Origin of the sequence: Micromonospora sp. NPDC047740, from assembly GCF_043204735.1 — a bacterium.
Taxonomy (GTDB): Bacteria; Actinomycetota; Actinomycetes; order Mycobacteriales; family Micromonosporaceae; genus Micromonospora.
The window spans coordinates 339,197-361,960 of record NZ_JBIDCT010000005.1 but is presented as its reverse complement, the minus strand read 5'-3'; the positions used below and the strand labels follow the sequence as shown (position 1 = coordinate 361,960).

Annotated in this window: 24 protein-coding genes; 6 read left to right on the top strand and 18 right to left on the bottom strand. The window is 73.1% G+C overall.

All coding sequences use genetic code 11. The features are described 5' to 3' along the window. Window positions 1–30 precede the first annotated feature (30 nt). The 12 genes from ACGF4F_RS12685 to ACGF4F_RS12630 all read right to left on the bottom strand — a co-directional run bounded on the left by ACGF4F_RS12685 (window position 31) and on the right by ACGF4F_RS12630 (window position 12,517). Window positions 31–1,491 (bottom strand): amidase, encoded by a 1,461-nt coding sequence (locus ACGF4F_RS12685; protein ID WP_357441012.1) that lies wholly within the window; start codon window positions 1,489–1,491, stop codon window positions 31–33. 123 nt (window positions 1,492–1,614) lie between these two features. Then, window positions 1,615–2,616, bottom strand: coding sequence for an amidohydrolase family protein (locus tag ACGF4F_RS12680; protein ID WP_357441010.1), 1,002 nt, complete (start codon window positions 2,614–2,616; stop codon window positions 1,615–1,617). Continuing rightward, window positions 2,616–3,140 (bottom strand): 3-hydroxyanthranilate 3,4-dioxygenase, encoded by a 525-nt coding sequence (locus tag ACGF4F_RS12675; protein WP_357441007.1) that lies wholly within the window; start codon window positions 3,138–3,140, stop codon window positions 2,616–2,618. Before ACGF4F_RS12675 ends, ACGF4F_RS12680 begins: the two co-directional genes overlap by 1 nt. Next, window positions 3,137–3,565 (bottom strand): RidA family protein, encoded by a 429-nt coding sequence (locus tag ACGF4F_RS12670; protein WP_393077104.1) that lies wholly within the window; start codon window positions 3,563–3,565, stop codon window positions 3,137–3,139. The genes ACGF4F_RS12675 and ACGF4F_RS12670 overlap by 4 nt, the downstream gene beginning before the upstream one ends. A gap of 127 nt (window positions 3,566–3,692) precedes the next feature. Continuing rightward, window positions 3,693–4,466, bottom strand: coding sequence for a fumarylacetoacetate hydrolase family protein (locus ACGF4F_RS12665; RefSeq protein ID WP_357441001.1), 774 nt, complete (start codon window positions 4,464–4,466; stop codon window positions 3,693–3,695). After that, window positions 4,463–5,518: a 4-hydroxy-2-oxovalerate aldolase gene (gene dmpG, locus ACGF4F_RS12660; protein WP_073836608.1), complete on the bottom strand. Its 1,056-nt coding sequence runs from the start codon at window positions 5,516–5,518 to the stop codon at window positions 4,463–4,465. The genes ACGF4F_RS12665 and dmpG overlap by 4 nt, the downstream gene beginning before the upstream one ends. Continuing rightward, a complete protein-coding gene (locus tag ACGF4F_RS12655) occupies window positions 5,515–6,480 on the bottom strand; it encodes an acetaldehyde dehydrogenase (acetylating) (protein WP_357440996.1) in 966 nt (321 codons plus the stop codon). The genes dmpG and ACGF4F_RS12655 overlap by 4 nt, the downstream gene beginning before the upstream one ends. A 53-nt stretch (window positions 6,481–6,533) precedes the next feature. Continuing rightward, the gene (locus ACGF4F_RS12650; RefSeq protein ID WP_357440994.1) at window positions 6,534–7,331 is read right to left on the bottom strand and encodes a fumarylacetoacetate hydrolase family protein; all 798 of its coding nucleotides are present in this window, start codon (window positions 7,329–7,331) and stop codon (window positions 6,534–6,536) included. Between the two features lie 56 nt (window positions 7,332–7,387). Continuing rightward, complete coding sequence (locus ACGF4F_RS12645; RefSeq protein ID WP_357441118.1) at window positions 7,388–8,869, bottom strand: 2-hydroxymuconic semialdehyde dehydrogenase; 1,482 nt, start codon at window positions 8,867–8,869, stop codon at window positions 7,388–7,390. Window positions 8,870–8,889: 20 nt separating this feature from the next. Continuing rightward, window positions 8,890–10,224 (bottom strand): NAD(P)/FAD-dependent oxidoreductase, encoded by a 1,335-nt coding sequence (locus tag ACGF4F_RS12640; protein WP_357440991.1) that lies wholly within the window; start codon window positions 10,222–10,224, stop codon window positions 8,890–8,892. Continuing rightward, a complete protein-coding gene (gene kynU, locus ACGF4F_RS12635; RefSeq protein ID WP_357440988.1) occupies window positions 10,221–11,618 on the bottom strand; it encodes a kynureninase in 1,398 nt (465 codons plus the stop codon). The genes ACGF4F_RS12640 and kynU overlap by 4 nt, the downstream gene beginning before the upstream one ends. Window positions 11,619–11,632: 14 nt before the next feature. Further along, window positions 11,633–12,517, bottom strand: a complete 885-nt coding sequence (locus ACGF4F_RS12630) for a tryptophan 2,3-dioxygenase family protein (RefSeq protein ID WP_357440985.1) — start codon at window positions 12,515–12,517, stop codon at window positions 11,633–11,635. 140 nt (window positions 12,518–12,657) lie between these two features. On the opposite strand from ACGF4F_RS12630, the gene ACGF4F_RS12625 reads away from it, so the two are divergent. The 3 genes from ACGF4F_RS12625 (at window position 12,658) to ACGF4F_RS12615 (ending at window position 15,010) form a co-directional block, all read left to right on the top strand. Beyond that, on the top strand, window positions 12,658–13,128 hold the full coding sequence (locus tag ACGF4F_RS12625) for an Lrp/AsnC family transcriptional regulator (RefSeq protein WP_357440982.1): 471 nt from the start codon (window positions 12,658–12,660) through the stop codon (window positions 13,126–13,128). Between the two features lie 112 nt (window positions 13,129–13,240). Beyond that, window positions 13,241–13,750: a hypothetical protein gene (locus tag ACGF4F_RS12620; protein ID WP_357440978.1), complete on the top strand. Its 510-nt coding sequence runs from the start codon at window positions 13,241–13,243 to the stop codon at window positions 13,748–13,750. 486 nt (window positions 13,751–14,236) lie between these two features. Then, entirely contained in the window at window positions 14,237–15,010 is a 774-nt protein-coding gene (locus tag ACGF4F_RS12615) for a class F sortase (protein ID WP_357441115.1), read from the top strand. Window positions 15,011–15,040: 30 nt separating this feature from the next. Here the strand turns inward: ACGF4F_RS12615 and ACGF4F_RS12610 are convergent, their stop codons facing one another. Then, window positions 15,041–15,580: an HNH endonuclease gene (locus ACGF4F_RS12610; RefSeq protein WP_073836615.1), complete on the bottom strand. Its 540-nt coding sequence runs from the start codon at window positions 15,578–15,580 to the stop codon at window positions 15,041–15,043. After that, window positions 15,573–15,695: a hypothetical protein gene (locus tag ACGF4F_RS12605; protein ID WP_274534575.1), complete on the bottom strand. Its 123-nt coding sequence runs from the start codon at window positions 15,693–15,695 to the stop codon at window positions 15,573–15,575. Before ACGF4F_RS12605 ends, ACGF4F_RS12610 begins: the two co-directional genes overlap by 8 nt. 179 nt (window positions 15,696–15,874) lie before the next feature. Between ACGF4F_RS12605 and ACGF4F_RS12600 the strand changes: the two genes are divergently transcribed. From ACGF4F_RS12600 to ACGF4F_RS12590, 3 genes are all read left to right on the top strand, one after another. Continuing rightward, window positions 15,875–16,915, top strand: coding sequence for a mechanosensitive ion channel family protein (locus tag ACGF4F_RS12600; protein ID WP_357441112.1), 1,041 nt, complete (start codon window positions 15,875–15,877; stop codon window positions 16,913–16,915). 249 nt (window positions 16,916–17,164) lie between these two features. Then, a complete protein-coding gene (locus tag ACGF4F_RS12595) occupies window positions 17,165–18,556 on the top strand; it encodes an MFS transporter (RefSeq protein ID WP_393077194.1) in 1,392 nt (463 codons plus the stop codon). Between the two features lie 83 nt (window positions 18,557–18,639). Further along, complete coding sequence (locus ACGF4F_RS12590) at window positions 18,640–19,029, top strand: globin (protein WP_357441106.1); 390 nt, start codon at window positions 18,640–18,642, stop codon at window positions 19,027–19,029. Window positions 19,030–19,077: 48 nt separating this feature from the next. Here the strand turns inward: ACGF4F_RS12590 and ACGF4F_RS12585 are convergent, their stop codons facing one another. The 4 genes from ACGF4F_RS12585 to ettA all read right to left on the bottom strand — a co-directional run bounded on the left by ACGF4F_RS12585 (window position 19,078) and on the right by ettA (window position 22,678). Beyond that, window positions 19,078–19,662 (bottom strand): YbjN domain-containing protein, encoded by a 585-nt coding sequence (locus ACGF4F_RS12585; protein WP_357440974.1) that lies wholly within the window; start codon window positions 19,660–19,662, stop codon window positions 19,078–19,080. A 131-nt stretch (window positions 19,663–19,793) separates the two neighbouring features. Further along, window positions 19,794–20,462, bottom strand: a complete 669-nt coding sequence (locus ACGF4F_RS12580) for a hypothetical protein (protein ID WP_357440971.1) — start codon at window positions 20,460–20,462, stop codon at window positions 19,794–19,796. 103 nt (window positions 20,463–20,565) lie between these two features. Beyond that, a complete protein-coding gene (locus ACGF4F_RS12575) occupies window positions 20,566–21,009 on the bottom strand; it encodes a thioesterase family protein (RefSeq protein WP_357440968.1) in 444 nt (147 codons plus the stop codon). After that, on the bottom strand, window positions 21,002–22,678 hold the full coding sequence (ettA, locus tag ACGF4F_RS12570) for an energy-dependent translational throttle protein EttA (protein ID WP_357440965.1): 1,677 nt from the start codon (window positions 22,676–22,678) through the stop codon (window positions 21,002–21,004). The genes ACGF4F_RS12575 and ettA overlap by 8 nt, the downstream gene beginning before the upstream one ends. Window positions 22,679–22,764: the final 86 nt, after the last annotated feature.

Below are 22,764 nucleotides of genomic sequence, written 5' to 3'. Positions count from 1 at the left end.
CCAGGAATTTCCGGGTCGGGTGGACGATCATTACGACGGGTCCCCGACCCCGCTTGTGATGTTCACGTTAGCGGAGCCGACCGCCCGCCAGATTGCGGGGTGCTGATCCCACCCGCCACAGCCGTGCTCCAACTGCGCGGCCGTGCCGATCAATGTGGCGTCCGCGCCGTACCGGCCGGTGAGCAGCACCCCGACCGGCAGGCCGTCACCGGTCCGGCCGAGCGGCAGGGAAACGGACGGATCGCCGGTCACGTTGAAGATGGCGCAGTACGGCGAAAATCGGCGCTGCCGGTCGAAATCCTCGGCCGGATCGAGGGCGGCGAACGCGCCCACCGGCGCCTGCGGCGCCGCCAGGGTCGGGCAGAGCAGCAGGTCGCAGCCGGCGGTCCGGCGGACGCCGAGGCGTACCTGGGCCTGCAGTTCGCCGAGCGCGGCCAGCAGCGGACCGGCGCCGACGGCCGCGCCCCGGGAGCGGAGGAACCGGGTCAGCGGCAGCAGCTCGCTCTCCCGCTCCGGCGGCACCGGGGAGAGCGCAAGCACGTACCAGAGGGTCTCGAAGAGCGGCCACGCCGCCGGGCCGAGCGGTGCGGGCACCTCGACCACCTCGTGGCCGGCCGCGGTGAGCAGCGCGGCGGCCCGGTCGACGGCGGCCACGCAGTCGGGGTGGACGGGCTCGTCGGCGAGCATCGGCGTGGTGAAGCGGCCGATCCGCAGCCGCCCGGGCGCCGCGTCGCGGGCGACGCGCAGGTAACCGCCGGCGGGCGCGGCCGGCGGCAGGTACGGCTCGCCGGGCACCGGTTGGCCCATGACGTCGAGCAGCGCGGCCACGTCGGGGACGGTCCGTCCGAGCGGGCCGTTCACCGGCAGCCCGAACCCGCCGAACCCGAGCGGGCCGCCGGAGACCAAGCCCCGGCTCGGCTTGTATCCGACCAGACCGCAGAGCGACGCCGGGATGCGCAGCGAGCCGCCGCCGTCGGACCCCTGGGCCACCGGCACCAGCCCGGCCGCCACCGCGGCCGCCGCGCCGCCACTGGACCCGCCCGCGGTGTACGCGAGGCGCCACGGGTTCCGCGCCGGTGGCGCCACCAACCCTTCCGAGTAGAGCGAGCAGCCCAGCTCGGAGGTGGTGGTCTTACCGAGGCTGACCAGCCCGGCGGCGGTCATGAACCGAACCACGTCGGCGTCGACCGGCGGCACGAGGTCGGCGAAGGCGGCCGAACCGAAGGTGGTCCGTACCCCGGCGGTCAGCGTGAGGTCCTTGATCGCGGTCGGTACGCCGTGCAGCGGCCCGCGCCGGTCCACCGGCACCGCGTCGGCGGCCCGGGCCGCCTCCCGGGCCCGCTCGGGGGTGACGGTGACGAACGCGCCCACGGTGTCACCGAGCGCCTCGACCCGGTGCAGGTGGTGCTCGACCAGCTCCACGCTGGACAGCTCACCCCGGCGGATCGCGGCGGCCTGCTCCAGCGCGGTCAGCTCGTGCGGCTCGGCCATACCGACATCCTGCCTGGTGGCCACGCCCCTCGCACTCATCACCCGCCGCGTGCCTGCGCGCCACGGCCGGCATCGGGATGTGTTGAGACGCCGGGTGGTGTCGCAGCCGAGGCCCGGCCGCCGTCAGCCGTGCAGGAAGCGCAGGGCGTTGCGGGAGAAGAGCTTGTCGCGCTGGTCGGCGGTGAGGAAGTCTGCCTTCCGGACCACCTGACCGACCGGCCGCTCCCCCAGCGGATACGGGTAGTCGCTGCCCACCAGCACCCGGTCCTCCCCCATGGTGTCGACCAGCAGCCGCAGCGCGGCCGGGTCGAAGACCACCGAGTCGACGCAGAACCGGTCGACGTAGGAGCTCGGCGGGGCGGTGGAGGCGCCGCGTACCAGGTCGCCCCGGCGGTGCCAGGCGTTGTCGGCGCGGCCCAGCCAGAACGGGAAGCTGCCGCCGCCGTGCGCGAAGCAGATCCGCAGCGTCTCCGGCACCCGGTCGAAGACCCCGCCGAGGATGAGCGCCAGCACCGAGAGGTGCGTCTCGGCCGGCATCCCGGTCAGCCAGCGGGCCATCCAGCGGTCCAGCCGCGGGCCGCCCGGCATGTCCCAGGGGTGCACGAAGACCGGGGCGCCCACCTGCGCGCAGTGGGTCAGGAACTGCACGATGCCGGCGTCGTCGAGGTCGCGGTCGCCCACGTGGTTGCCGATCTCCACGCCGACGTGACCGGCCGCCAGGCAGCGGTCCAACTCCGCACAGGCCAGGTCCGGGTCCTGCAACGGCACCTGGCAGAACGGCACCAGCCGGTCGCCCCCGGCAGCGGTCACCGCCAAGGTGAGGTCGTTGAAGATCCGGGCCACCCGGACGGCCTGCTCGGCCGGGCGGTCGTAGCTGAAGAAGACCGGGGTGGGCGAGACCACCTGCACGTCGACGCCGTCGGCGGCCATGTCGGCCAGCCGGGTCGCCGCGTCCCAGCACTCCGCGCCGACCGGCCGGAACTCCGTCTCGCCGACCATGATCATGGCGGCGCGCTCGGAGTCCACCCGCAGCCAGGGCCAACCGGACCCGCCGCACGCCGCGGCGAGGTCCGGCCACCCCTTGGGTACGACGTGCGTGTGCACGTCCACGACACGTCCCGGCATCAGCCCTTGCCCGGGTGCAGCGCGCCGCAGTTGGTGCAGGTACGGGCCTTCTCGTCGGCGTAGAACGCCGAGAAGACCGGGGGCAGGTCGGCCGCGATGTCGCGGACCTGGAGTTCCACCTCGTGCACCTTGTGGCTGCATTCGGGGCAGTACCACTGGAACTTCTCCAGCGTGCCCTCCTCGCGGACCCGCTCGATCACCATGCCGATCGAGCCGGCCTCGGGCCGCTGCGGCGAGTGCGGGGTGTTGCGCGGCAGCATCCACATCTGACCCTCGCGGACGTGCACCGTACGCGGGCCCTCGGGGAGCATCAGGTTGACGTGCATGTTGCCCTTGACCTGATAGAAGAACTCCTCGTACGGGTCGACGTGGAAGTCGGTCCGCTGGTTGGGGCCGCCCACCACCATGACGATAAAGTCATCGCTGCCCGGCAGCATCTCCTTGTTGCCCACCGGCGGCTTGAGCAGGTGCTGGTTCTCCCCGATCCAGCCCTGGAAGCTGAACGGCTCGGCGATCTCACTCACGACTGACCTCCCGACGGAAGTAGGGCCACGGCCTGCATCTCGATCAGCAGGTGCGGATGCGGCAGCTGGTGCACCGCCACCGTGGTCCGGGTCGGCCCGGTGGCGTCGAAGAACTCCGCCCACACCTGGTTGTATCCACCGAAATCATTCATGTTGACCAGGTAGCTGGTGACCTGGACCAGGTCGGACAGGTCGGCGCCGACCGACCGCAGCAGATCCCGGATGTTCTCGATCACGGCCCGCGTCTGCACCCGGATGTCCAGGTTGGTCGTGCCGAACTCGTCCACCGACACGCCCGCGAAGGTGTTGTCCGGCCGCCGGGACGACGTACCCGAGACGAACACGAACCCGCCCGCCACCTTGACGTGCGGGAACGCGCCCCGTGGCACGGCCTTCCCGGCCACCACCCGCGCCTCGCCACTCACGACAGACCACCTGTCGGCACCGACCCGCGGACGCCGGCCCCGACGGGGTGCCGGGCAGCCCGGCCGGCGGAGGGATCAAGCCTGACCGCCCGGAGCCGGCCGGGCTGCCCGGCAGCCTCCACGCTGATCATGACGACGCCCGCAAGGAGGCGGTACCGAGCTTCTCGACCACGGCACGGACGTGGGCGCCCGGGCGCAGTGGCACCGCGGCCGTCGCGGCGCCGGCCAGGAAGAGCCAGCCCTCGCGCAGCCGCACGCCCTGCCGGCCGGCCAGCCGGAGCCCCTCGTCCAGGGCCCGGCGCGGGTCGCCGAGGATCGCCGCGGTCGAGCCGACCTGCGCCACCCGGCCGTCGATTTCCAGCAGCACGCCGAGGTTGTCCAGCCCCTCCGGCACCGGCGACCAGGGCCCGACGACGAACGCGGCGGCCGAGGTGTTGTCGGCGATGACGTCCGGCAGGGAGAAGGTGAAGTTGGCGTACCGGGAGTCGATCAGCTCGATGGCCGGGGCGACCGCGCGCACCGCGTCGGTGAACGCGCCGACCGGCTCGCCGGGTTCGGGCAGGCGGTCCAGCAGGAACGCCACCTCCGGCTCAACCCGGGGGTGGATGAAGGCGGCCACGTCGACGGTCCCGCCGTCGGGGACCCGCATCATGTCGGTGAGCCGGCCCCAGATCACCTCGTCCACGCCGACCTGGGCCATCTTCGCCTTGCTGGTCAACCCCATCTTCAGCCCGACCAGCCGCTCGCCCCGGTCGAGGCGCCGCTGGAGCAGCGCGGTCTGCACCGCGTACGCGGTGTCGACGTCGAGGCCGGTCTCGGCCGCGAGCTGCGGGATGGCGGTGGCCCTGTCGGCGGCCGCGCCCAGCTTCTCGGCTATCCCCGCGATGTCCGGCCCGATCATGAGTTCTCCTTGCCCGCGAGGTCCAGCGCCACGTCCACGATCATGTCCTCCTGGCCGCCGACCATCCGCCGCCGGCCCAGCTCGACCAGGATCGAGCGGACGTCCACCCCGTACTTCGCGGAGGCGCGTTCGGCGTGCCGGAGGAAGCTGGAGTAGACGCCCGCGTACCCCAGGGAGAGGGTCTCCCGGTCCACCTGGACCGGCCGGTCCTGGAGCGGGCGGACCACGTCGTCGGCCGCGTCCATCAGCGCGAACACGTCGCAGCCGTGCTTCCAGCCGTGCAGCTCGGCGACCGCGACGAAGACCTCCAGCGGAGCGTTCCCCGCGCCCGCGCCCATGCCCGCCAGTGAGGCGTCCACCCGGACAGTCCGCCCGGACGGGGAACCGAGTGGCCCGTCCCCGAGGATCCGGCCGTGCTCGACCGCGACCACACTGTTCGCCACCCCGAGCGACAGGTTGTGGTGGGCGTGGATGCCGATCTGCGTCTCCGGCTCGAGCACCTGCCGGTACGCGTCGATCCGCTCGGCCACGTCGGACATCAGCAGCCGGCCGCCGGAGTCGGTCACGTAGACACAGTGCGCCCCGTAGGACTCCATCAGCTTGGCCTGGGCGGCCAGCCCGGCCGGGTCGTTCATGTGCGACATCATCAGGAACCCGGCGACGTCCATGCCGTTCTCCCGGGCCCAGGAGATGTGCTGGGCGGAGATGTCCGCCTCGGTGCAGTGGGTGGCGATCCGGACGCTGGTCACCCCGAGCGCCTTCGCGGCCTTCAGGTCGGCGATGGTGCCGATCCCGGGCAGCAGCAGCGTGGTGAGCTTCGCGCCGGTCAGCACCTCGGCGGCGGCGGAGATCCAGTCGGCGTCGCTGGCCGCACCGTGGCCGTAGTTGACGCTGGACCCGGCCAGGCCGTCGCCGTGGGCCACCTCGATGGCGGCCACCCCGGCGGCGTCCAGCGCGGCGGCGATGGTCCGCACCTGGTCCACGGTGTACCGGTGCGCGATGGCGTGCATGCCGTCCCGCAGCGTCACGTCCTGGATGTAGAGATCAGTCATCGGACGGTCACCTCCGCGTGCCGCGCCGGCGCGGGGCCGTGCCCGGCCGAGCGCAGAGCCACCAGCCGCTCCGCGGTGCGCAGCGCGGCCGAGGTCATGATGTCCAGGTTGCCGGCGTACGCGGGCAGGTAATGCCCGGCGCCGGAGACCTCCAGGAAGACGGAGACCTGCAGCCCGGCCAGCTGCCGCCCCAGCGACGGCACGTAGGTGTCGACCCGGTCGAACTGCACGTCCTGCTTGAGCCGGTAGCCCGGAACGTACTCCTGCACGGCGGCCACCATCTCGGCCACCGAGGCGGCGATGGCGGACCGGTCGGCGTCGACGTCCGAGCAGAGGCAGTAGACGGTGTCGCGCATCAGCAGCGGCGGATCGGCCGGGTTCAGCACGATGATCGCCTTGCCGCGCTCGGCGCCGCCGACCACCTCGATGGCCCGAGCGGTGGTCTCGGTGAACTCGTCGATGTTGGCCCGGGTGCCCGGCCCCGCCGACTTCGAGGCGATCGAAGCGACGATCTCCCCGTACGCCACCGGGGTGACCCGGCCGACGGCGGCGACGATCGGCACGGTCGCCTGCCCACCGCAGGTGACCATGTTGACGTTCGCCTCATGCAGGTGCTCGTCGAGGTTGACCGGCGGCACCACGTACGGGCCGATGGCGGCCGGAGTCAGGTCGACCACGGTCCGGCCGTGCGCCCGCAGCACCGCGTCGTGGCGGCGGTGCGCGCCGGCCGAGGTGGCGTCGAAGACCAGCTCGACGTCGGCGAACTCGGGCAGCGCCACGAGCCCGTCCACGCCCTCGGCGGTGGTCGCCACGCCCAGCCGCCGGGCCCGGGCCAGGCCGTCCGACGCCGGGTCGATGCCGGCCATCGCCACCATGCGCAGGCGGTCACTCAGCCGCAGCACCTTGATCATCAGGTCGGTGCCGATGTTGCCCGACCCCAGCACCGCCACTCCAACTGTCATCGCCGAGCCCTCTTCGTTCACGACTGCGGGGCTCGCAAGCTCACTCCTCGCGCTCACGACGCCTCCTTGGAGAAACAGGTCCGCACCGAGCCGAGCCCGGAGATCCGCGCCTCGTACGCCGCCCCGGGGGTGACCGGCACCATCGGGCCGAGCGCCCCGGAGAGCACCACGTCCCCGGCGCGCAGCGGATCGCCGGCGCGGGCCATCGTGCCGGCCAGCCACTCCAGCGCGTGCAGCGGGTTGCCGAGGCAGGCCGCCCCCGCCCCCACCGAGACCGGCTCACCGGCCTGCTCCAGCACCATGCCGCACAGGCGCAGGTCCACATCGGCGAGCCGGCGGGGCGCGGTGCCGAGCACGAAGAGCCCGCTGGAGGCGTTGTCCGCCACGGTGTCCACGATGGAGATGTCCCACCCGGCGATCCGCGAGTCGACGATCTCGATGGCCGGCAGCACGTGGTCCACGGCCCGGATCAGGTCGACGGTGGTGACCCGCTCGTCGGGCAGGTCCGCGCCCAGCACGAAGGCGATCTCCGCCTCCACCCGGGGCTGGAGCAGCCGGCCCATCGGCACCTCGACGCCGTCACCGACCGCCATATCGTCGAAGAGCACCCCGAAGTCGGGCTGGAACACGCCGAAGCTCTCCTGCACCGCCCGCGAGGTCAGCCCGATCTTCGCCCCCACCCGGCGGTGGCCCTTGCCGAGCCGCTGCCGGGTGTACACCTGCTGCACCTGGTAGGCCGACTCGATGTCGCCCTCCGGCAGCAGCCGGCCCCGCAGGGGCGGGCACGGCTTCTCGTCCTGCCGGGCGACGGCCAGTTCCCGGTTGGCGGCCTCGATGTCGACGGTGGTCATCCCCGCTCCTCGCTGCGCTCGCTGACGACCCCGTGCATTCTGCCCGGAACGTGCGCTCATGTGAGGTCCACACAGACGTTGGTGAGCTCAGAGTAGAAGTCGAGCGAGTGCACCCCGCCCTCCCGGCCGACGCCGGAGGCCTTCACCCCGCCGAACGGGGTGCGCAGGTCGCGCAGGAACCAGGTGTTCACCCAGACGATGCCGGCGTCCAGCCGGGACCCGGCCCGGTGCGCCCGGCCCACGTCGCGGGTCCAGACCGTCGCCGCCAGGCCGTAGTCGGTGCCGTTGGCCAGGGCGTACGCCTCGTCCTCGTCGTCGAAGGGTGCGACGTGGACGACCGGGCCGAAGATCTCCTCCCGGTTGGTGCGGGCGTCCGGCCCGAGCCCGGTCAGCACGGTCGGCTGCACGTACGCGCCGCCGTCCCGAGCGTCGCCGAAGCGCGGCACCCCGCCCCCGGCGCACACCTCGGCGCCTTCGGCCCGGGCCAGGTCGTAGTGGCCGAGCACCTTGTCGCGGTGGCCGTGCGAGATCAGCGGCATGTTCGCCGTCGCCTCGTCGGCCGGCCAGCCGTACGCCAGTTCGTCGGCGCGCTTGGCGAGCCGCGCGGTGAACTCCTCGAAGACCGGCCGCTGCACGTAGATCCGCTCGGTGCAGAGGCACACCTGGCCGCCGTTGGTGAAACTGGACCGGACCGACCCGGCGACCGCCGCGTCCAGGTCGGCGTCGGCGAAGACCAGGCCGGCGTTCTTGCCGCCCAACTCGAAGCTGACCGCCTTCACCCCGTCCGCGGCGGCCCGCATGATGGCGCTGCCGGTGGCGGACTCCCCGGTGAAGGTGATCGCGTCCACGCCCGGGTGCCGGGTGAGGAACTCCCCGGCCGAGTCGGGGCCGAAGCCGTGCACCAGGTTGAACACGCCCTCCGGTACGCCCGCCGCGGCCATCACCTCGGCGAGCAGGGTGGCCGACGCCGGGGTCTCCTCGCTGGGCTTGACCACCACAGCGTTGCCGCAGGCCAGGGCCGGGGCGACCTTCCAGGTGAGCAGCAGCAGCGGCAGGTTCCACGGCACGATCACCGCGACCACACCGACCGGCTTGCGGACCGCGTAGTTGAGCGCCCGGCCGCCGGCCGGGGTGACCGTGGTGAACGACTCAGTCGGCGCGGTCGCCACGATCTCGGCGAACGCCCGGAAGTTGGCCGCGCCGCGCGGGATGTCCAGCGTACGGGCCTGGGAGATGGCCTTGCCGGTGTCGGCCACCTCGGCGGCGACCAGATCGTCGAAGCGGCGTTCCAACTCGTCGGCGATCCGCCGCAGCACCTCGGCGCGCTCCCGCTCGCCCATCCGGCCCCACGGGCCACGCAGCGCCGCCCGGGCCGCCGCCACCGCGTCGTCCACCGTGGACGAGTCGGCCTCGACCACCTCGAAGACCGGCTCGCCGGTCACCGGGCTGCGCTTGGTGAACCGCCGCCCGGCGGCGACGAACTCGCCACCGACGAAGTTGCGCAGCAGGCCCGGGCCGTCCGGCGCGTGCCCGGCCATCAGCCGCGGATCCCAGAGCCTCATCGCCGCCTCCCTCGCCCGAGCACCATCGCCGCGCCGGCCAGCGCCGCCACCGCGCCGACCGCGACCGCACCGAGCACCTGGTACTGCCGGCGCACCCGGCGGCGCACCTCGGCGTACGGGGTGGTGGAGAAGGAGACCAGCTCGTACTGCGACACGTACCGGCCGGGCAGCGCCCGCTCCAGGGCGTGCTCGATCCGCTTGCGGGTCTGGAACACCGGCGAGGCGACCTTGTCCCGCATCTCCACGAAGTTGGCCAGCGCCATCCGGGCGATCGCCTCGGCGTTGGCCTGCCGCCGCTGCTCGAACAGCGGCAGCGCCACGGACCACTGGTCGCCGCACTCGTCCAGGCAGCGGTCCAGCTCGACCACGTCCTCGAACGCGCAGTTCGCGCCCTGGCCGTAGAACGGCACGATGGCGTGCGCCGCGTCGCCGAGCAGGCCCACCCTGCCGTCCACCTGCCACGGGGTGCAGCGGACCGTGCCCAGCACCCCGACCGGGTTGTGCTGGTAGTCGTCCACCAGGTTCGGGGCGAGCGGGATCAGGTCCGGGTAGTGGGTGTGGAAGTACCGCTCGATGGCGGCCGGGCTGCCCAGCGAGGCGAAGCTCGCGGTGCCGTGGGTGGGCCAGAACAGGGTGCAGGTGAAGGAGCGGTCCGGGTTGGGCAGGGCGATCATCATCGAGGTGCCCCGCGGCCAGATGTGCAGGGCGCCCGGATCCAGGGCGAACTCGCCGCCGATCGGCGGGATGCTGAGTTCCTTGTAGCCGTAGTCGAGGAAGTCCAGGCTCTCGGTCAGCGCGCCGTACCCGAGGAGCTGCCCGCGCACGGCGGAGCCGGCGCCGTCGGCGCCGAGGATGACCGACGCGGTGGCGGTGACCTTGCCCTGCGGGGTCTCGAAGGTCATTTCCCCGGTCGTCGGGTCGAGCCCGACCAGCCGGTGGTCGAACGCGACCCGCACACCGGGCCGCGCGGCGGCGGCGGTGAGCAGGGCGTTGTTCAGCGCGCCCCGGCTGATCGAGTTGATCGCCCGGTCGCCGGAGCCGCTGTACGACTGGAACTGCGGCTCCCCCTCGACGGGGTGGATCATCCGGCCACGCATCGGCAGCGCGTCCGCCATCACCTGCCGCTCCAGCCCGATCCGGCGCAATGCGTCAAGGCCGCGCTCGGACAGCGCCAGGTTGATCGAGCGGCCCCGCTCGACCTGCCCGCTGCGCGGGTCCGGCCGCCGCTCGTAGAGGGCCACCGGGTAGCCGCGCCGGGCCAGGTAGCAGGCCAGCAGGCAGCCGGCCAGCCCCGCCCCGACGACGGCGATCTCGTCGCGTTCCCTACTCATGCGGTGGCCTCCACGGTCGCGGCCAGCGCGTCGGCGACCCGCCAGCAGTCGTGGTACGTCGAGTAGAGCGGCACCGGGGCGAACCGGACGATGTCCGGCTCCCGCGCGTCGGCGATCACGCCGTGCTCGTGCCGCAGCCGCTTGGTCAGCTCGTTCGCACTGCCCACCCGGCTTCCTTCCGTTCGCGACTGCGGGGCTCGCAAACCCGGCTCACTCCTCGCGCTCACCCTGCTCCCTTCCGTTCGCGACTGCGGGGCTCGCAAACCCGGCTCTCTCCTCGCGCTCACCCCGATCCGCACGGAGAGTTGGCAGCCCCGGCGGGCCGGGTCGCGGGGGGTGACCACGGTCAGCGGCCGGCCGACGGTCACCTCGTCCAGCAGCCGCTCCAGGTAGCCGGTGAGCCGGAGGCTGCGCTCCCGCAGCGCCGGCATGCCGACCGAGTCGAAGAGTTCCAGCGAGGTACGCACCGGGCCCATCGCGAAGATCGGCGGGTTGGAGATCTGCCACGCCTCGACGGTGGCCGGCGGCCGGGAGACCGGGGTCATCTCGAACCGGGTGGCGGCCTCGGTGCTCCACCAGCCCTCGAACCGGGGCAGGCCGGGGTCGCCCAGGTGTCGTTCGTGAACGAAGACACCGGCCAGCGCGCCCGGCCCCGAGTTGAGGTACTTGTACGAGCACCAGGCGGCGAAGTCGACGTCCCAGTCGTGCAGCGCCAGCGGGACGTTGCCGACCGCGTGCGCCAGGTCCCAGCCGACCACCGCACCGGCGGCCCGCCCGGCAGAGGTGATCGCCGGGACGTCCATCAGCTCGCCGGTCAGGTAGTTGACCCCGCCGAGCAGCAGCAACGCCACGGTGTGCCCCTCGGCGGCCAGGAAGTCGAGGACGTCCTGGGTGCGCAGGGTGTCCTCGCCCGGGCGCGGCGCCAACCGGACCACGGTGGCGTCCGGGTCCAGGCCGTGGAACCGGGCCTGGCTGCGCACCGCGTAGCTGTCCGACGGGAAGGCGCTGTCCTCGATGACGATCCGGGTCCGCTCGCCGGCCGGCCGGTAGAAGCTCACCATCAGCAGGTGCAGGTTGACCGTGAGGGAGTTCATCACCACGGTCTCCGCCGGGAGCGCGCCGACCAGGCGCGCGGCCGGCGCGGTCAGCAGCTCGTGGTACGGCAGCCAGGGCCGCTTCGCCTCCAGGTGCCCCTCCACGCCCAGCCGGCGCCAGGCGTCCAGGTCGGCGAGGAGTTCGTCCCGGGTGGCCCGGGGTTGCAGGCCCAGCGAGTTGCCGGCCAGGTACGCCACCTCGGGGTACCGCCCGCCCTCGGCGGGGGGCACGTGGAACAGGTGCCGGTGGCCCGGGTCGGCGGCGTCGAGCCGGCGGGCTTCTTCTTCGGGGGTGGGCATGTCCTTCTCTCCGGTCACATCGCGGTCCGGGCCGACCACAGCTCGGGGAACACCACCCGGGCCATGCTGCGCTGCAACCAGGCCAGCCCGGCCGAGCCGCCGCTGCCGACCTTGGCGCCCATGGTCCGCTGCACCGCCTTGATGTGCTGCCAGCGCCAGTCGCCGAACCGCTCGGCCACCTCGGTCAGCGCCTCACCCAGCAGGCGCAGGTGGTTGTCCGGGCCGCCGTCGGCGTAGATGCGCACCCAGGCCGCCTCGACCGTGGGGTGCGGGTCGTGCTCGGTCGCCACGTCCCGGTCGAGCAGTTCGCCGGGGAGGTCGAAGCCGCGCCGGGCGAGCAGGGCGATCACGTCGTCCCAGAGGCTCGGCGTGGCGAGGGCGGCGGTCAGCTCCGCGTGCACCTCGGTCTGCCGGCGGAACGGGCGGATCAGGGCCGGGTCGCGCAGGCCGAGCAGGAACTCCAGCTGCCGGTACATGGCGGACTGGAAGCCGGAGCCCTCGCCGAGCCGGTCGCGGAAGCGGTTGAAGTCGGCCGGGGTCATCCAGCGCAGCCCCTGCCAGGCGGCGTTGAGCCCTTCCAGGTGCAGGGCGGCGCGGCGCAGCGGGGGCAGCGCCTCCCAGATCCGGTTGGCCCGCAGCTCCCGCTGGGCGTGCCGCAGCTCGTGGCAGGTCAGCCCGAAGTACAGCTCCATGATCTGGCTGACCATCAGGAAGGACATCTCGCCCGGATCGTCGCTGAGCGGCTCCTGCAACCGGTGCAGCGTGCTCGCCCGCACGTAGGCGTCGTAGGGCACCCGGTCGGCGAACTCCAGCGTCGGCTCGCCACCGTTACGCGCCGCCCGGGCCGCCCGCTGCTGCGGGGTGGCCGGACGAACCGCCGTCGTCTGTTCCACCGTCATCTCCCTCGGTACGCGGGGTAGACGACATGATCCCGCTCCTGGATCCGCGAATGGAATGCCTGTTCAACGGCGGTACGGTGGTTTGACCTGTCGTGTTGAAGGCCGCACGGCTCCCGGGTTCACGAAGGAAAGGTCACGCAGTGGACGACATGGACTGGGCCCTGCTGCGCGAGCTCCAGGCCGACGCCCGGCTCTCGTTCAGCGAGTTGTCCCGCCGGGTGCACCTGTCGCCGCCGGCGGTGGCCGAACGGGTCCGCCGGCTGGAGGAGTCCGGGGTGATCACCGGCTACCACGCGCACGTGGACCTGACCCGGGCGGGCCGTACCGTGGTCGCCCTGATCCGGATGTCCTGCTACGGGTCCCGGTGCATCCTCAACGACCCGGACGTGGCGGGCTGGCCGGAGATCATGGAGATCCACCGGATCACCGGGGACGCGTGCAGCATGCTCAAGGTCGCGGCGGGCTCGATCGACGAGTTCGAGCGGGTCATCGACCGGCTCGCCCCGTACGGCCAGCCGTCCAGCACGATGGTGCTCTCCACCCCGCTGGACTGGCACCCGGTCACCCCGCTGCCCCGCACCGGTTCATCGTCGGCCGGTCGCCGCCGCTGAGCGTGATCCCCCGGTCGGCGGTCCCGCACCGGTTTGCCGCGGCGCCAGCGGGAAAGCAGCCGGCACTGCCCGTCAGCAGGATTCCGGTGCGCCGCACCGGGAGGGGGGAACCATGCGAGGGCTCGTGTCACACCGCGCCCTGTCCGCCGTACTGGGCGTGCTCGCCCTGGTCGGGGCGTTCATCCTGATCACCGCCACGCCGGCCCGCGCCGGGGAGAACGTCTTCGTCGAGGTCACGCCGAATCCCGCGCAGGCCGGCACCCGGGTGAACATCCGGGCCAGTTGCGACAACGCGAACAACCGGCAGGCCGAGGTGAACTCGGACGCCTTCGGGCGGGTGATGCTCCGACCGGACAACGGCTTCCTCACCGGGGCGGTGACCATCCCGGCCAACAAGCAGGCCGGTGACTTCCCGGTCGACCTGCGCTGCTCCAACGGGAACACCGCACAGACCGTGCTGACCGTGCTGAACATGGCCCAGCCCAGCAAGGGCCCGGCCACCGGCGGGGGCGGCACGGCGGGCGGCCGGGGCGCCGGCTCGCTGCTGCTGGTCGGCGGACTGGTCGCGGTGGCGGTGGTGGCCGGCGTCGGCGCCCGCCGCAGGACCGGGTCGCGCTTCTGACGAGGTGCGGCCATGGCAGGCCCACGGACCCGACCCGGCCGGCAGCCGGACGCCCGGGACGACGGTCGTAGCCCGCGGATCCGCGGCGACGGCCGCACCCCGGCGACGCGGGATGGAGCCGGCGGTGTCGCCGCCCTGACCGGCGCGCCCGTGCCGGCCGGCCCCGGCGGACGCCCCACGCGGATCGACGGCAGGGGCCGCGGCCTGCGGATCCAGGGCGACGGCCGGGCCGCCCGTCGGGACGGCCGCATGCCGCCGGCCCCCGGTCGCCGCGGCACCCGCATCCACGGCGACGGCCGCACCCGGCGGATCGGCGGCCGGCCGGCCCGCCTCGACGGCAGCCCGCGCATCCAGGGCGACGGCCGCACCCGGCGGATCGGCGGCGGCCGCGGCCGGCCCGCCCGGGGCGTGGGCCACGTGCGGAACGTCCGGCCGCAGGCGAACCGGGACGCCCACAGGACCCGGCCCGGCACGGCCGGCCGCAGGCTGCGGACCTCGCTCCGGCTGGTGACCCGGGCGACCCGTCGGTTCGCCCGCACCGCCGGCCAGGCCGCCACGGCCAGCGTCGCCACCGCCGACCCGCGCGCCCGCACCGCGCCGGTCCGGCCCACCCGGACCGCCGCCCGCTGGCGGTACGCGGCGCGGCGCGGCCCCGGCGCCCCGGTGCTGGTGATCGGCACGCTGATGGTGCTGATCATCGCGATGCTCGGCGTGGAGCGAGTGACCGGTGTCACCGTGCTGCCGGACCGGCTCTTCGCCGGGATACGGCCGCCGCCGAAGAAGTTCCCGGTGCTGGCGGCGAGCCCGCCGACCGACATCGCGATCGGCAAGCTCGGCCTGCGTGCCCCGGTGCACCGGGTCGGCATCGCCGCCGACGGCAGCATCGCCGTACCCGCGCTGGAGCGGGCCGGCGAGGCCGGCTGGTACGACCAGGGACCGACCCCGGGGCAGAACGGCCCGGCGGTGATCGTCGGGCACGTCGACACCACCACCGGCCCCGCCGTCTTCCACGATCTCAAGAAACTGGACGACGGCGACCGGGTCGAGGTGACCCGGGAGGACCACTCGGTGGCCGTCTTCGCGGTCACCTCCGTGCAGCGGTACGGCAAGGAGCGGTTGCCGGTGAACGAGATCTTTGGCGACTTCAGCCAGCCGAACCTACGCCTGATCACCTGCGGCGGCCGATGGGTGGGCGGCGCGACCGGATACGCCGACAACCTGGTGGTCTACGCGTCACTGGTCGAGGCGCGTGGCCCGTGAGCCCGGGCTCAGGGCGGGCGGTGAGCGGGCTCAGGCGGCCTCGGGCTCGGGCTCGCGCAGGTCCAGCCAGTCCGCCCAGCGCGGGTCCGGCGCCCGGTGCCCGAGAACCCGCCAGGCCGTCCCTTTCGGGGCCGCCGGCAGGCTGTGCAACCGCCAGCCCAGCTCCGCCGGCGTCTTGTCCCCTTTGGTGTGGTTGCACCGGGCGCAGGCGGCGACCACGTTCTCCCAGGCGTGCCGGCCGCCCCGGCTGCGCGGGAAGACGTGGTCGATGGTCTCGGCCGGGCCGCGGCAGTAGGCGCACCGCCAGCCGTCCCGGGCGAAGATGGCCCGGCGGGAGAGCCCGACATGGGTGCGGTAGGGCACCCGGACGTAGCGGGTCAGCCGGACCACCGAGGGGACCGGGAGCGCGTTGCGGGCGCTGTGCAGGACGCCGTCGCCGTCCGCGACGCAGACGGCCTTGGCGGAGAGCACGAGGATCGCGGCGCGACGCACCGACACGACACACAGCGGCTCGTAGGTGGCGTTGAGAACGAGTGCACCGGAGCCCGCCGTGGGTCGTATGTCAGGCATCGTGCTCACCCTCCCGGTCCAGCCGCTCCTGCCGCTGTTTGCGCCGGGGGGTGCCCCGCAGGCAGCGGGGAGCCGCACCGACGCCGGCCGGATCACCGACGTCCGCTGCGCCCATCGTCCCTGATCGGACCCGCGATTGCACGTACTAATCCGGGGTACCCTCATGAACCTTTCGTGGCTGTGCCACGATGACCGGTTCACCGGGAGGTCGTGACCGGGCCCCCGTCCTGGTGGGTCAGCAGCGGGCGCCCAGGAGCCGTGCGGTACGAAAGCAGGGTGAGTACCGCCGACCTGATGCTCCGCGTTCTGGCCGCCGCGCCCGACCCCGGCCCGAGTCCGTCCGTCGACTGCCGGACCGACCCCCTGTGCAAGCAGGTACTGGAGCTGACCGGCTCAGTCTGGTTCGCCGAGGGCAGCTACTGGATCGTGCTGAAGCCGCTGCGGATCATCCTGATCCTGCTGCTGGCCTTCGTCGCCCGCTGGGCGTTGCACCGGGCGATCAACCGGCTCGTCCGGACGACCAGCGAGACCGCGGTGCCCACCCTGCTCAAGCCGCTGCGCGAGCGGATCCCCAGCGCCGGGGCGAACCCGGAGGACTTCGTGCCGGAGCGGCGGCGGCAGCGCGCCGAGGCGATCGGCTCGGTGCTGCGCAGCATGGTCACCGCCTTCATCTTCGGTATCGCGCTGCTGATGGTGCTGAAGGAGTTCAGCTTCGACCTGGCCCCGCTGCTGGCCAGCGCCGGCATCGCCGGCGTCGCCCTCGGCTTCGGCGCGCAGAGCCTGGTCAAGGACCTGATCGCCGGCCTGTTCATGCTGATCGAGGACCAGTACGGCGTCGGCGACACCGTCGACCTCGGCGAGGCGACCGGCGTGGTGGAGGCGGTGGGCCTGCGGGTCACCACGGTCCGGGACGGCCGGGGCGTGCTCTGGTACATCCGGAACGGCGAGATCGTCCGGGTCGGCAACAAGAGCCAGGGGTGGGCCCTGGTGGTGGTGGACCTGCCGATCGGCTTCGCCGGCACCGAGGAGGCCAGCGCGGTGCTGCGTACGGCGGCCGCGTCGGTGGCGATGGACCCGGAGCTGGCATCCCAGATCGTCGAGGCGCCGGAGGTGCTCGGCGTCGAACAGATGACGGTGGACGGGGCGGTGATCCGCACGGTGGTCAAGACGACCGCCGACGGGCAGTTCGCCGTCGGCCGCGAGCTGCGCCGCCGGCTGGCCGAGGCGCTGGAGAACTCCGGCATCACCGCCCGGATCGCGGCGGCCCGGCTCTACCCGGGCCTGCCGCCCAACGTCCCGACTCCCGGGGAGACGGGCACCGGCGGCGCGACCTGAGATCGGCCGCCACCCGGCCCTTGCGGGGCCGGCGGTTGGCGGGGGTCGCGCGCCGAGCGGCCCCTCGGGTATCGTCCGATCGTTCAGTCGGAGATGCGACGATCAATCCGTTCACCCTAGCCAGTTGTCAGACGATCGGGCAGAATCCGGTAAGCACGCTCCGGTCGGAGCGTGCTCGTGTCCTCGCTGATCCGTAAACCTGACGACGGTTCCCGGTCGGTCCCACCACGAGTGGTCGGCCCGGGGACGATGGAGGCGACGGTGTCCGACGAGCGACCCGCCCAGGAGGGCTCGGCCACCTTCCGCGACGTGTTCAGCCAGTCGGAGTTCCGCGCCCTCTTCACCGCCAGCACCCTCTCCTGGGTCGGCGACTACCTGGCCAAAGCCGCCGTCACGGTCCTGGTCTACCGGGAGACCGACTCGGTGGCGCTCTCCGCCGCCGCGTTCGCGGCCAGCTACCTGCCCTGGCTGATCGGCGGTCCACTGCTCTCCGCGCTGGCCGAACGGCACCGGTACCGGCAGGTCATGGTGATCTGTGACGTCATCCGGATGGCGTTGATGGCACTGGTGGCCGTGCCGGTGATGCCCCCCTGGGCGATCCTCGCCCTGATCTTCGCCGCCACCCTGGCCAACCCGCCGAGCCAGGCCGCCCGGTCCGCGCTGACGCCGCACATCCTCACTGGCGACCGGCTGGTGCTGGGCCTGTCGGTCACCGCGAGCACCGCCCAGGCCGCCCAGGTCGTCGGCTACCTGCTCGGCGCGGCGATCGCCGCGATCGACCCCAACGTCGCCCTGCTGATCAACGCGGCCACCTTCGGCCTGTCGGCCGCCCTGTGCCGGTTCGGCCTCCGGGACCGGCCGCCCGCGATGACCGCCGCGCACCGCAGCCACCTGCTGCGGGAGACCGGTGAGGGCTTCCGCATCGTCTTCGGTCAGCAGGTCCTGCGGGCCATCGCCGTGGTGGTGTTCAGCGCGGTGGTCTTCTCGATCGTGCCGGAGGGGCTGGCCGCCCCATGGGCCGCCGACCGGACCGACGGCGCGATGGACGCTGGCACCGCCCAGGCGGTGATCATGGCGGCCAACCCGGTCGGCTACATCCTCGGCGGGCTGCTGATCAGCCGGCTCGTCGCCCCGGGCCGCCGGGTGGCGTTGATCCGCCCGCTGGCGGTCCTCGCCCCGGCGGCGCTCGTTCCCGCCCTGCTCGACCCGCCGCCGCTCCTGGTGGCGCTCCTCGCCGCCGGCTGCGGCTTCGCGGTGGGCGGGCTGCTGCCGGTGGCCAACGGCCTGTTCGTCCGCGCCCTGCCCGATGGCTACCGGGCCCGGGCGTTCGGCGTGATGGCCAGTGGGACGCAGATCACCCAGGGTGGAGCCGTGCTGGTCACCGGGGCGCTCGCCGAACGGTTCAGCATCCCCACGGTGGTGGGCGTGTGGAGCGCCGCCGGGGTGGGGCTGATGCTCCTGGCGGTGCTCACCTGGCCGCGCCCGGAGACGGTGGCCGCGACCGTCGCGGCGGCCGAGGCCGACTCGGTCGCCCGGGACGCCGCCGGCCCAGACCCGCACACCCCGGCCATGACGGGCGCGTCCGGCGTGATCGGCAACCGCTCCGGTGAGCGGGGCCGGCGCCGGCACGCGGTGGGGTGACCTGACTCCCGCCGGCCGGTGGGCACGGCGGTTGCGCAATCGGCACCTGGCAGGATGGAAGGGTGAATTCCCCAGGCGAGTCGATGACCCTCTTCGAGGCGGTCGGCGGCGAACCCACCTTCCGCAAGCTGGTGGACGAGTTCTACGCGGGTGTGGCCGATGACCCGCTGCTGCGGCCGATGTACCCGGAGGAGGACCTCGGCCCGGCGGCCGACCGGCTGACCCTGTTCCTCATGCAGTACTGGGGCGGCCCGCACACCTACTCGGAGCAGCGTGGCCACCCGCGGCTGCGGATGCGGCACGCGCCGTTCCGGATCGGGGCGGCCGAGCGGGACGCCTGGCTGCGCCACATGCGGCGCGCCGTGGACCGGCTGGACCTGCCGCCGGAGATCGCCGACGCGCTCTGGGACTACCTGGAGCGGGCCGCGTACTTCATGGTCAACGTGATGGAGGACCCGGCCGCCGGGGCCTGACGGCAGCGGATCGCGCGGCGCCGGGGCCCGGGGGCCCCGGCCGACCGGTCAGAGCAGGGCGCCCTCGTCGTGCAGCCAGTCCACGAAGGTGGTGGCCACCGCGGCGCCACAGTCGAGCATCTCGACCAGCAGCGCGTCGTGGGTGCCGGCGCCGAGCGGGACCTGGAGCTCCGCGTAGATCGGGAGCTGGCCGCGCTCGGTCGGGTCGCCGATGTACGCCTTGCAGAACCGTCGAGTGTGGTTCCACTCGTTGACCACGCGGTAGGCGCGGTCGGCCCAGTCCGGCGGCACCGTCGCGTGTGGACGGGCCCGCATCACCAGGATCTCGTCGTCCGGCCCCTCCAGCGTGACCAGCACCGCGTGCCGCTCCCACATGGCCAGCAGGTTGCCGTCGCCGTCGGCCAGGTAACGCACGTCGAGCAGGTCGAGCGCGTCGCAGACCCGGCGGAGGGTGACCGGGGCGACGGTTGCCGGCATGTCCGCGATCACGGGCCGCTCGGCGGCCGGGGTGTCGTCCCCCGGCTGGCGGGGGGTCGGCGGTCCGACCCGGACGGTTTCCTCCACTGTGATCCCGGTTCGAGTTTCCGGATCGCCGCCACTGGCGGGACCTGGGCGCCATGACCACCACGGCATCGCTCGCGCACCTCACTCCCCAGCGGATCCAGCCGCCTACGGTGCGTTGGATCCGAGCATGGACGGTACCCGTACAGCCGGGCTGAGGCATCCCCCCAACGGGCGCACCAAACCGGAAGGATGATCCGGGGTCATCCGTTCGGATGAGTGATTGTGGGCGTAAGGCTCAGTTCCGCCACCTTCCGCGACCAGGCCGCTCCGTACGGTCCGACCAGACCGACCCATCGGCCGGCGACGCGTACCCGGATGTCGCCGGTGCCGACGAAGCCCATCCGGACCAGCCCCTGCACCAACCGCTGCGGCACCTCCACCGGGGCGTCCGGCGCGTCGTCCGGAGTCACCACCACGGCGACGTGGTCCAGCAGCGCGTCCCGCAGCGCGCGCTGCCCCACCGCGCGGCCCGCCACGCCGTGCCTGGCCGCCTCGCGCAGTGTCCCGGCCGCTGCGGCGGCGATCCGGCGTACGTCCTCGGCGGGCAGGGACTCCACCGCCCGACTGGCCGGCGGCGGCAGCGGCCAGCGCCAGCCGTCGTCGCGACGCCGGGGCAGCGCGGCACCCCCGGCCGACAGCTCGGCCAGCAGCTCCCCGGCGGCGACGGTGACGTCACCCGGGGCCGTTCCGGTGACCGTGCGGACCACCAGGACGCCCCACGGCAACCGGGCCCAGAGGGCGGTACGGCCGACGCCGGGCACCGGCCGGAGCCGGACCAGGGTGGCCGGGTCCAGCCGGACCAGCCGGGCCAGGAAGGCGCCCGCGTCGGCCACCCCGTCGAGCCCGTGCCCCGCCGTCGGGCCGGTCACCCAAGCTCCTCGGTTCCCGGCGTTCCCCGGACCGGCCCGCGCCGCACGCTCACGCCGCCCCCTCGGCTCCCGGCCGCGGGGCGCGCGGAGCCGCTCCGCGCGCTCACTCCGCCACCCCCGGCGCGTACCCGAGCAGGAAGGCCCGCTCCTCCGGGGAGATCCGGCGGGGCCGCTGTGCCGCCAGGTCGAACGGGACGAGGACGGACCGGGCTCGGCTGGCCAGCACCTCGCCGTCGTACAGCTCGTAGGCGACGGTGAACGAGGCGGCCCGCAGCTCCTCCACCCAGAGCTCGATGCGGACCGTCGGCGCCGCCTCCGCGGTGGCCCGGCCCAGCGCGTAGTCGACCGGGCGCAGGTAGTCGACCTCGTGCCGGCGGATGACCACCCCGTCGGCGAACGAGCCCACCCCCCACGCCCGGCCGCCGGCGAACATCAACGCCACCCGCGCCTCCTCGTAGAGGGTGAGGAAGCGCGAGTTGTTGACGTGCCCGTACGCGTCCAGGTCGGACCAGCGCAGCGTGCAGTGGTAGACGAAGCGGTCAGTCACGGGTGAGCTTGCGGTAGGTCACCCGGTGCGGACGGGCAGCCTCGGCGCCGAGCCGGTCGATCTTGTTCTTCTCGTACGCCTCGAAGTTGCCCTCGAACCAGAACCACTTGGCCGGGTTCTGGTCGTCGCCCTCCCAGGCCAGGATGTGCGTGGCGACCCGGTCCAGGAACATCCGGTCGTGGGAGATGACCACGGCGCAGCCCGGGAACTCCAGCAGCGCGTTCTCCAGGCTGCCGAGGGTCTCCACGTCCAGGTCGTTGGTCGGCTCGTCGAGCAGGATGACGTTGCCACCGATCTTCAGGGTCAGCGCCAGGTTGAGCCGGTTCCGCTCGCCACCGGACAGCACCTTGGTCGGCTTCTGCTGGTCCGGCCCCTTGAACCCGAACGCGGCGATGTACGCCCGCGACGGCATCTCGACCTTGCCGACCAGGAGGTGGTCCAGCCCGTCGGAGACCGTCTCCCAGACCGTCTTGTCGCCGGCCAGACCCGCCCGGCTCTGGTCGACGTACGACAGCGAGACCGTGTCGCCGACCTTGACCGAGCCGGTGGTCGGCTCCTCCAGCCCGACAATGGTCTTGAACAGGGTGGTCTTGCCGACGCCGTTGGGGCCGATCACGCCGACGATGCCGTTGCGCGGCAGCGAGAAGCTGAGGCCGTCGATCAGCACCCGGTCGCCGAACGCCTTGGTGAGGTTGTTGACCTCGATGACCGTGCTGCCCAGCCGCGGGCCCGGCGGGATCTGGATCTCCTCGAAGTCCAGCTTGCGGGTCTGCTCCGCCGCGGTGGCCATCTCCTCGTACCGGTCGAGCCGGGCCTTGGACTTGGTCTGCCGGGCCTTGGCGTTGGAGCGGACCCACTCCAGCTCCTCGTCGAGGCGCTTCTTCATCTTGGCGTCGCGGCGCCCCTCGACGGCCATCCGGGCGGCCTTCTTCTCCAGGTAGGTGGAGTAGTTGCCCTCGTAGCCGATGGCCCGGCCGCGGTCCAGCTCCAGGATCCAGCCGGCCACGTTGTCGAGGAAGTACCGGTCGTGGGTGATCGCGATGACCGTGCCGGCGTACTTGGCCAGGTGCTGCTCCAGCCACTGCACGCTCTCCGCGTCCAGGTGGTTGGTGGGCTCGTCGAGCAGCAAAAGGTCGGGCGCCTCCAGCAGCAGCTTGCACAGCGCCACCCGGCGGCGCTCACCGCCGGACAGCTTGGTCACGTCGGCGTCCGGCGGCGGGCAGCGCAGCGCGTCCATCGCCAGCTCGAGCTTGGAGTCGATGTCCCAGGCGTCGGCGTTGTCCAACTCCTCCTGGAGCCGGCCCATCTCCTCCATCAGCTCGTCGGAGTAGTCCGTGGCCATCTGCTCGGCGATCTTGTTGAACCGCTCCAGCTTGGCCTTGGTCTCGGCGACCGCCTCCTCGACGTTGCCGAGGACGGTCTTGGCGTCGTTCAGCGGCGGCTCCTGTGCCAGCATGCCGACGGTGTAGCCGGGCATCAGCCGGGCCTCGCCGTTGCTCGGCTGGTCCCAGCCTGCCATGATCTTGAGGAGGCTGGACTTGCCGGCGCCGTTCGGGCCGACCACACCGATCTTGGCCCCCGGCAGGAAGTTCAGCGTCACGTTGTCGAGCACGACCTTGTCGCCGTGCGCCTTGCGCGCCTTTTCCAGGACGTAGATGAACTGGGCCACGGTGCGGGCTACCTCCGTCGGTTGCGTCTGGGTCGCGGGCACGGGCGCGGGTCGGCATCTCCGCCCGCCGCCGCCGGCCGGGGCCG

What these genes read in the sequence shown, in the direction of transcription:
- ACGF4F_RS12685 (WP_357441012.1), bottom strand. Translation starts at nt 1,491, where the DNA reads ATGGCCGAGCCGCACGAGCTGACCGCGCTGGAGCAGGCCGCCGCGATC.
- ACGF4F_RS12680 (WP_357441010.1), bottom strand. Translation starts at nt 2,616, where the DNA reads ATGCCGGGACGTGTCGTGGACGTGCACACGCACGTCGTACCCAAGGGG.
- ACGF4F_RS12665 (WP_357441001.1), bottom strand. Translation starts at nt 4,466, where the DNA reads ATGATCGGGCCGGACATCGCGGGGATAGCCGAGAAGCTGGGCGCGGCC.
- dmpG (WP_073836608.1), bottom strand. Translation starts at nt 5,518, where the DNA reads ATGACTGATCTCTACATCCAGGACGTGACGCTGCGGGACGGCATGCAC.
- ACGF4F_RS12655 (WP_357440996.1), bottom strand. Translation starts at nt 6,480, where the DNA reads ATGACAGTTGGAGTGGCGGTGCTGGGGTCGGGCAACATCGGCACCGAC.
- ACGF4F_RS12650 (WP_357440994.1), bottom strand. Translation starts at nt 7,331, where the DNA reads ATGACCACCGTCGACATCGAGGCCGCCAACCGGGAACTGGCCGTCGCC.
- ACGF4F_RS12645 (WP_357441118.1), bottom strand. Translation starts at nt 8,869, where the DNA reads ATGGCCGGGCACGCGCCGGACGGCCCGGGCCTGCTGCGCAACTTCGTC.
- ACGF4F_RS12640 (WP_357440991.1), bottom strand. Translation starts at nt 10,224, where the DNA reads ATGAGTAGGGAACGCGACGAGATCGCCGTCGTCGGGGCGGGGCTGGCC.
- kynU (WP_357440988.1), bottom strand. Translation starts at nt 11,618, where the DNA reads ATGCCCACCCCCGAAGAAGAAGCCCGCCGGCTCGACGCCGCCGACCCG.
- ACGF4F_RS12630 (WP_357440985.1), bottom strand. Translation starts at nt 12,517, where the DNA reads ATGACGGTGGAACAGACGACGGCGGTTCGTCCGGCCACCCCGCAGCAG.
- ACGF4F_RS12620 (WP_357440978.1), top strand. Translation starts at nt 13,241, where the DNA reads ATGCGAGGGCTCGTGTCACACCGCGCCCTGTCCGCCGTACTGGGCGTG.
- ACGF4F_RS12610 (WP_073836615.1), bottom strand. Translation starts at nt 15,580, where the DNA reads ATGCCTGACATACGACCCACGGCGGGCTCCGGTGCACTCGTTCTCAAC.
- ACGF4F_RS12605 (WP_274534575.1), bottom strand. Translation starts at nt 15,695, where the DNA reads ATGGGCGCAGCGGACGTCGGTGATCCGGCCGGCGTCGGTGCGGCTCCC.
- ACGF4F_RS12600 (WP_357441112.1), top strand. Translation starts at nt 15,875, where the DNA reads ATGCTCCGCGTTCTGGCCGCCGCGCCCGACCCCGGCCCGAGTCCGTCC.
- ACGF4F_RS12595 (WP_393077194.1), top strand. Translation starts at nt 17,165, where the DNA reads ATGGAGGCGACGGTGTCCGACGAGCGACCCGCCCAGGAGGGCTCGGCC.
- ACGF4F_RS12590 (WP_357441106.1), top strand. Translation starts at nt 18,640, where the DNA reads ATGACCCTCTTCGAGGCGGTCGGCGGCGAACCCACCTTCCGCAAGCTG.
- ACGF4F_RS12585 (WP_357440974.1), bottom strand. Translation starts at nt 19,662, where the DNA reads ATGCCGTGGTGGTCATGGCGCCCAGGTCCCGCCAGTGGCGGCGATCCG.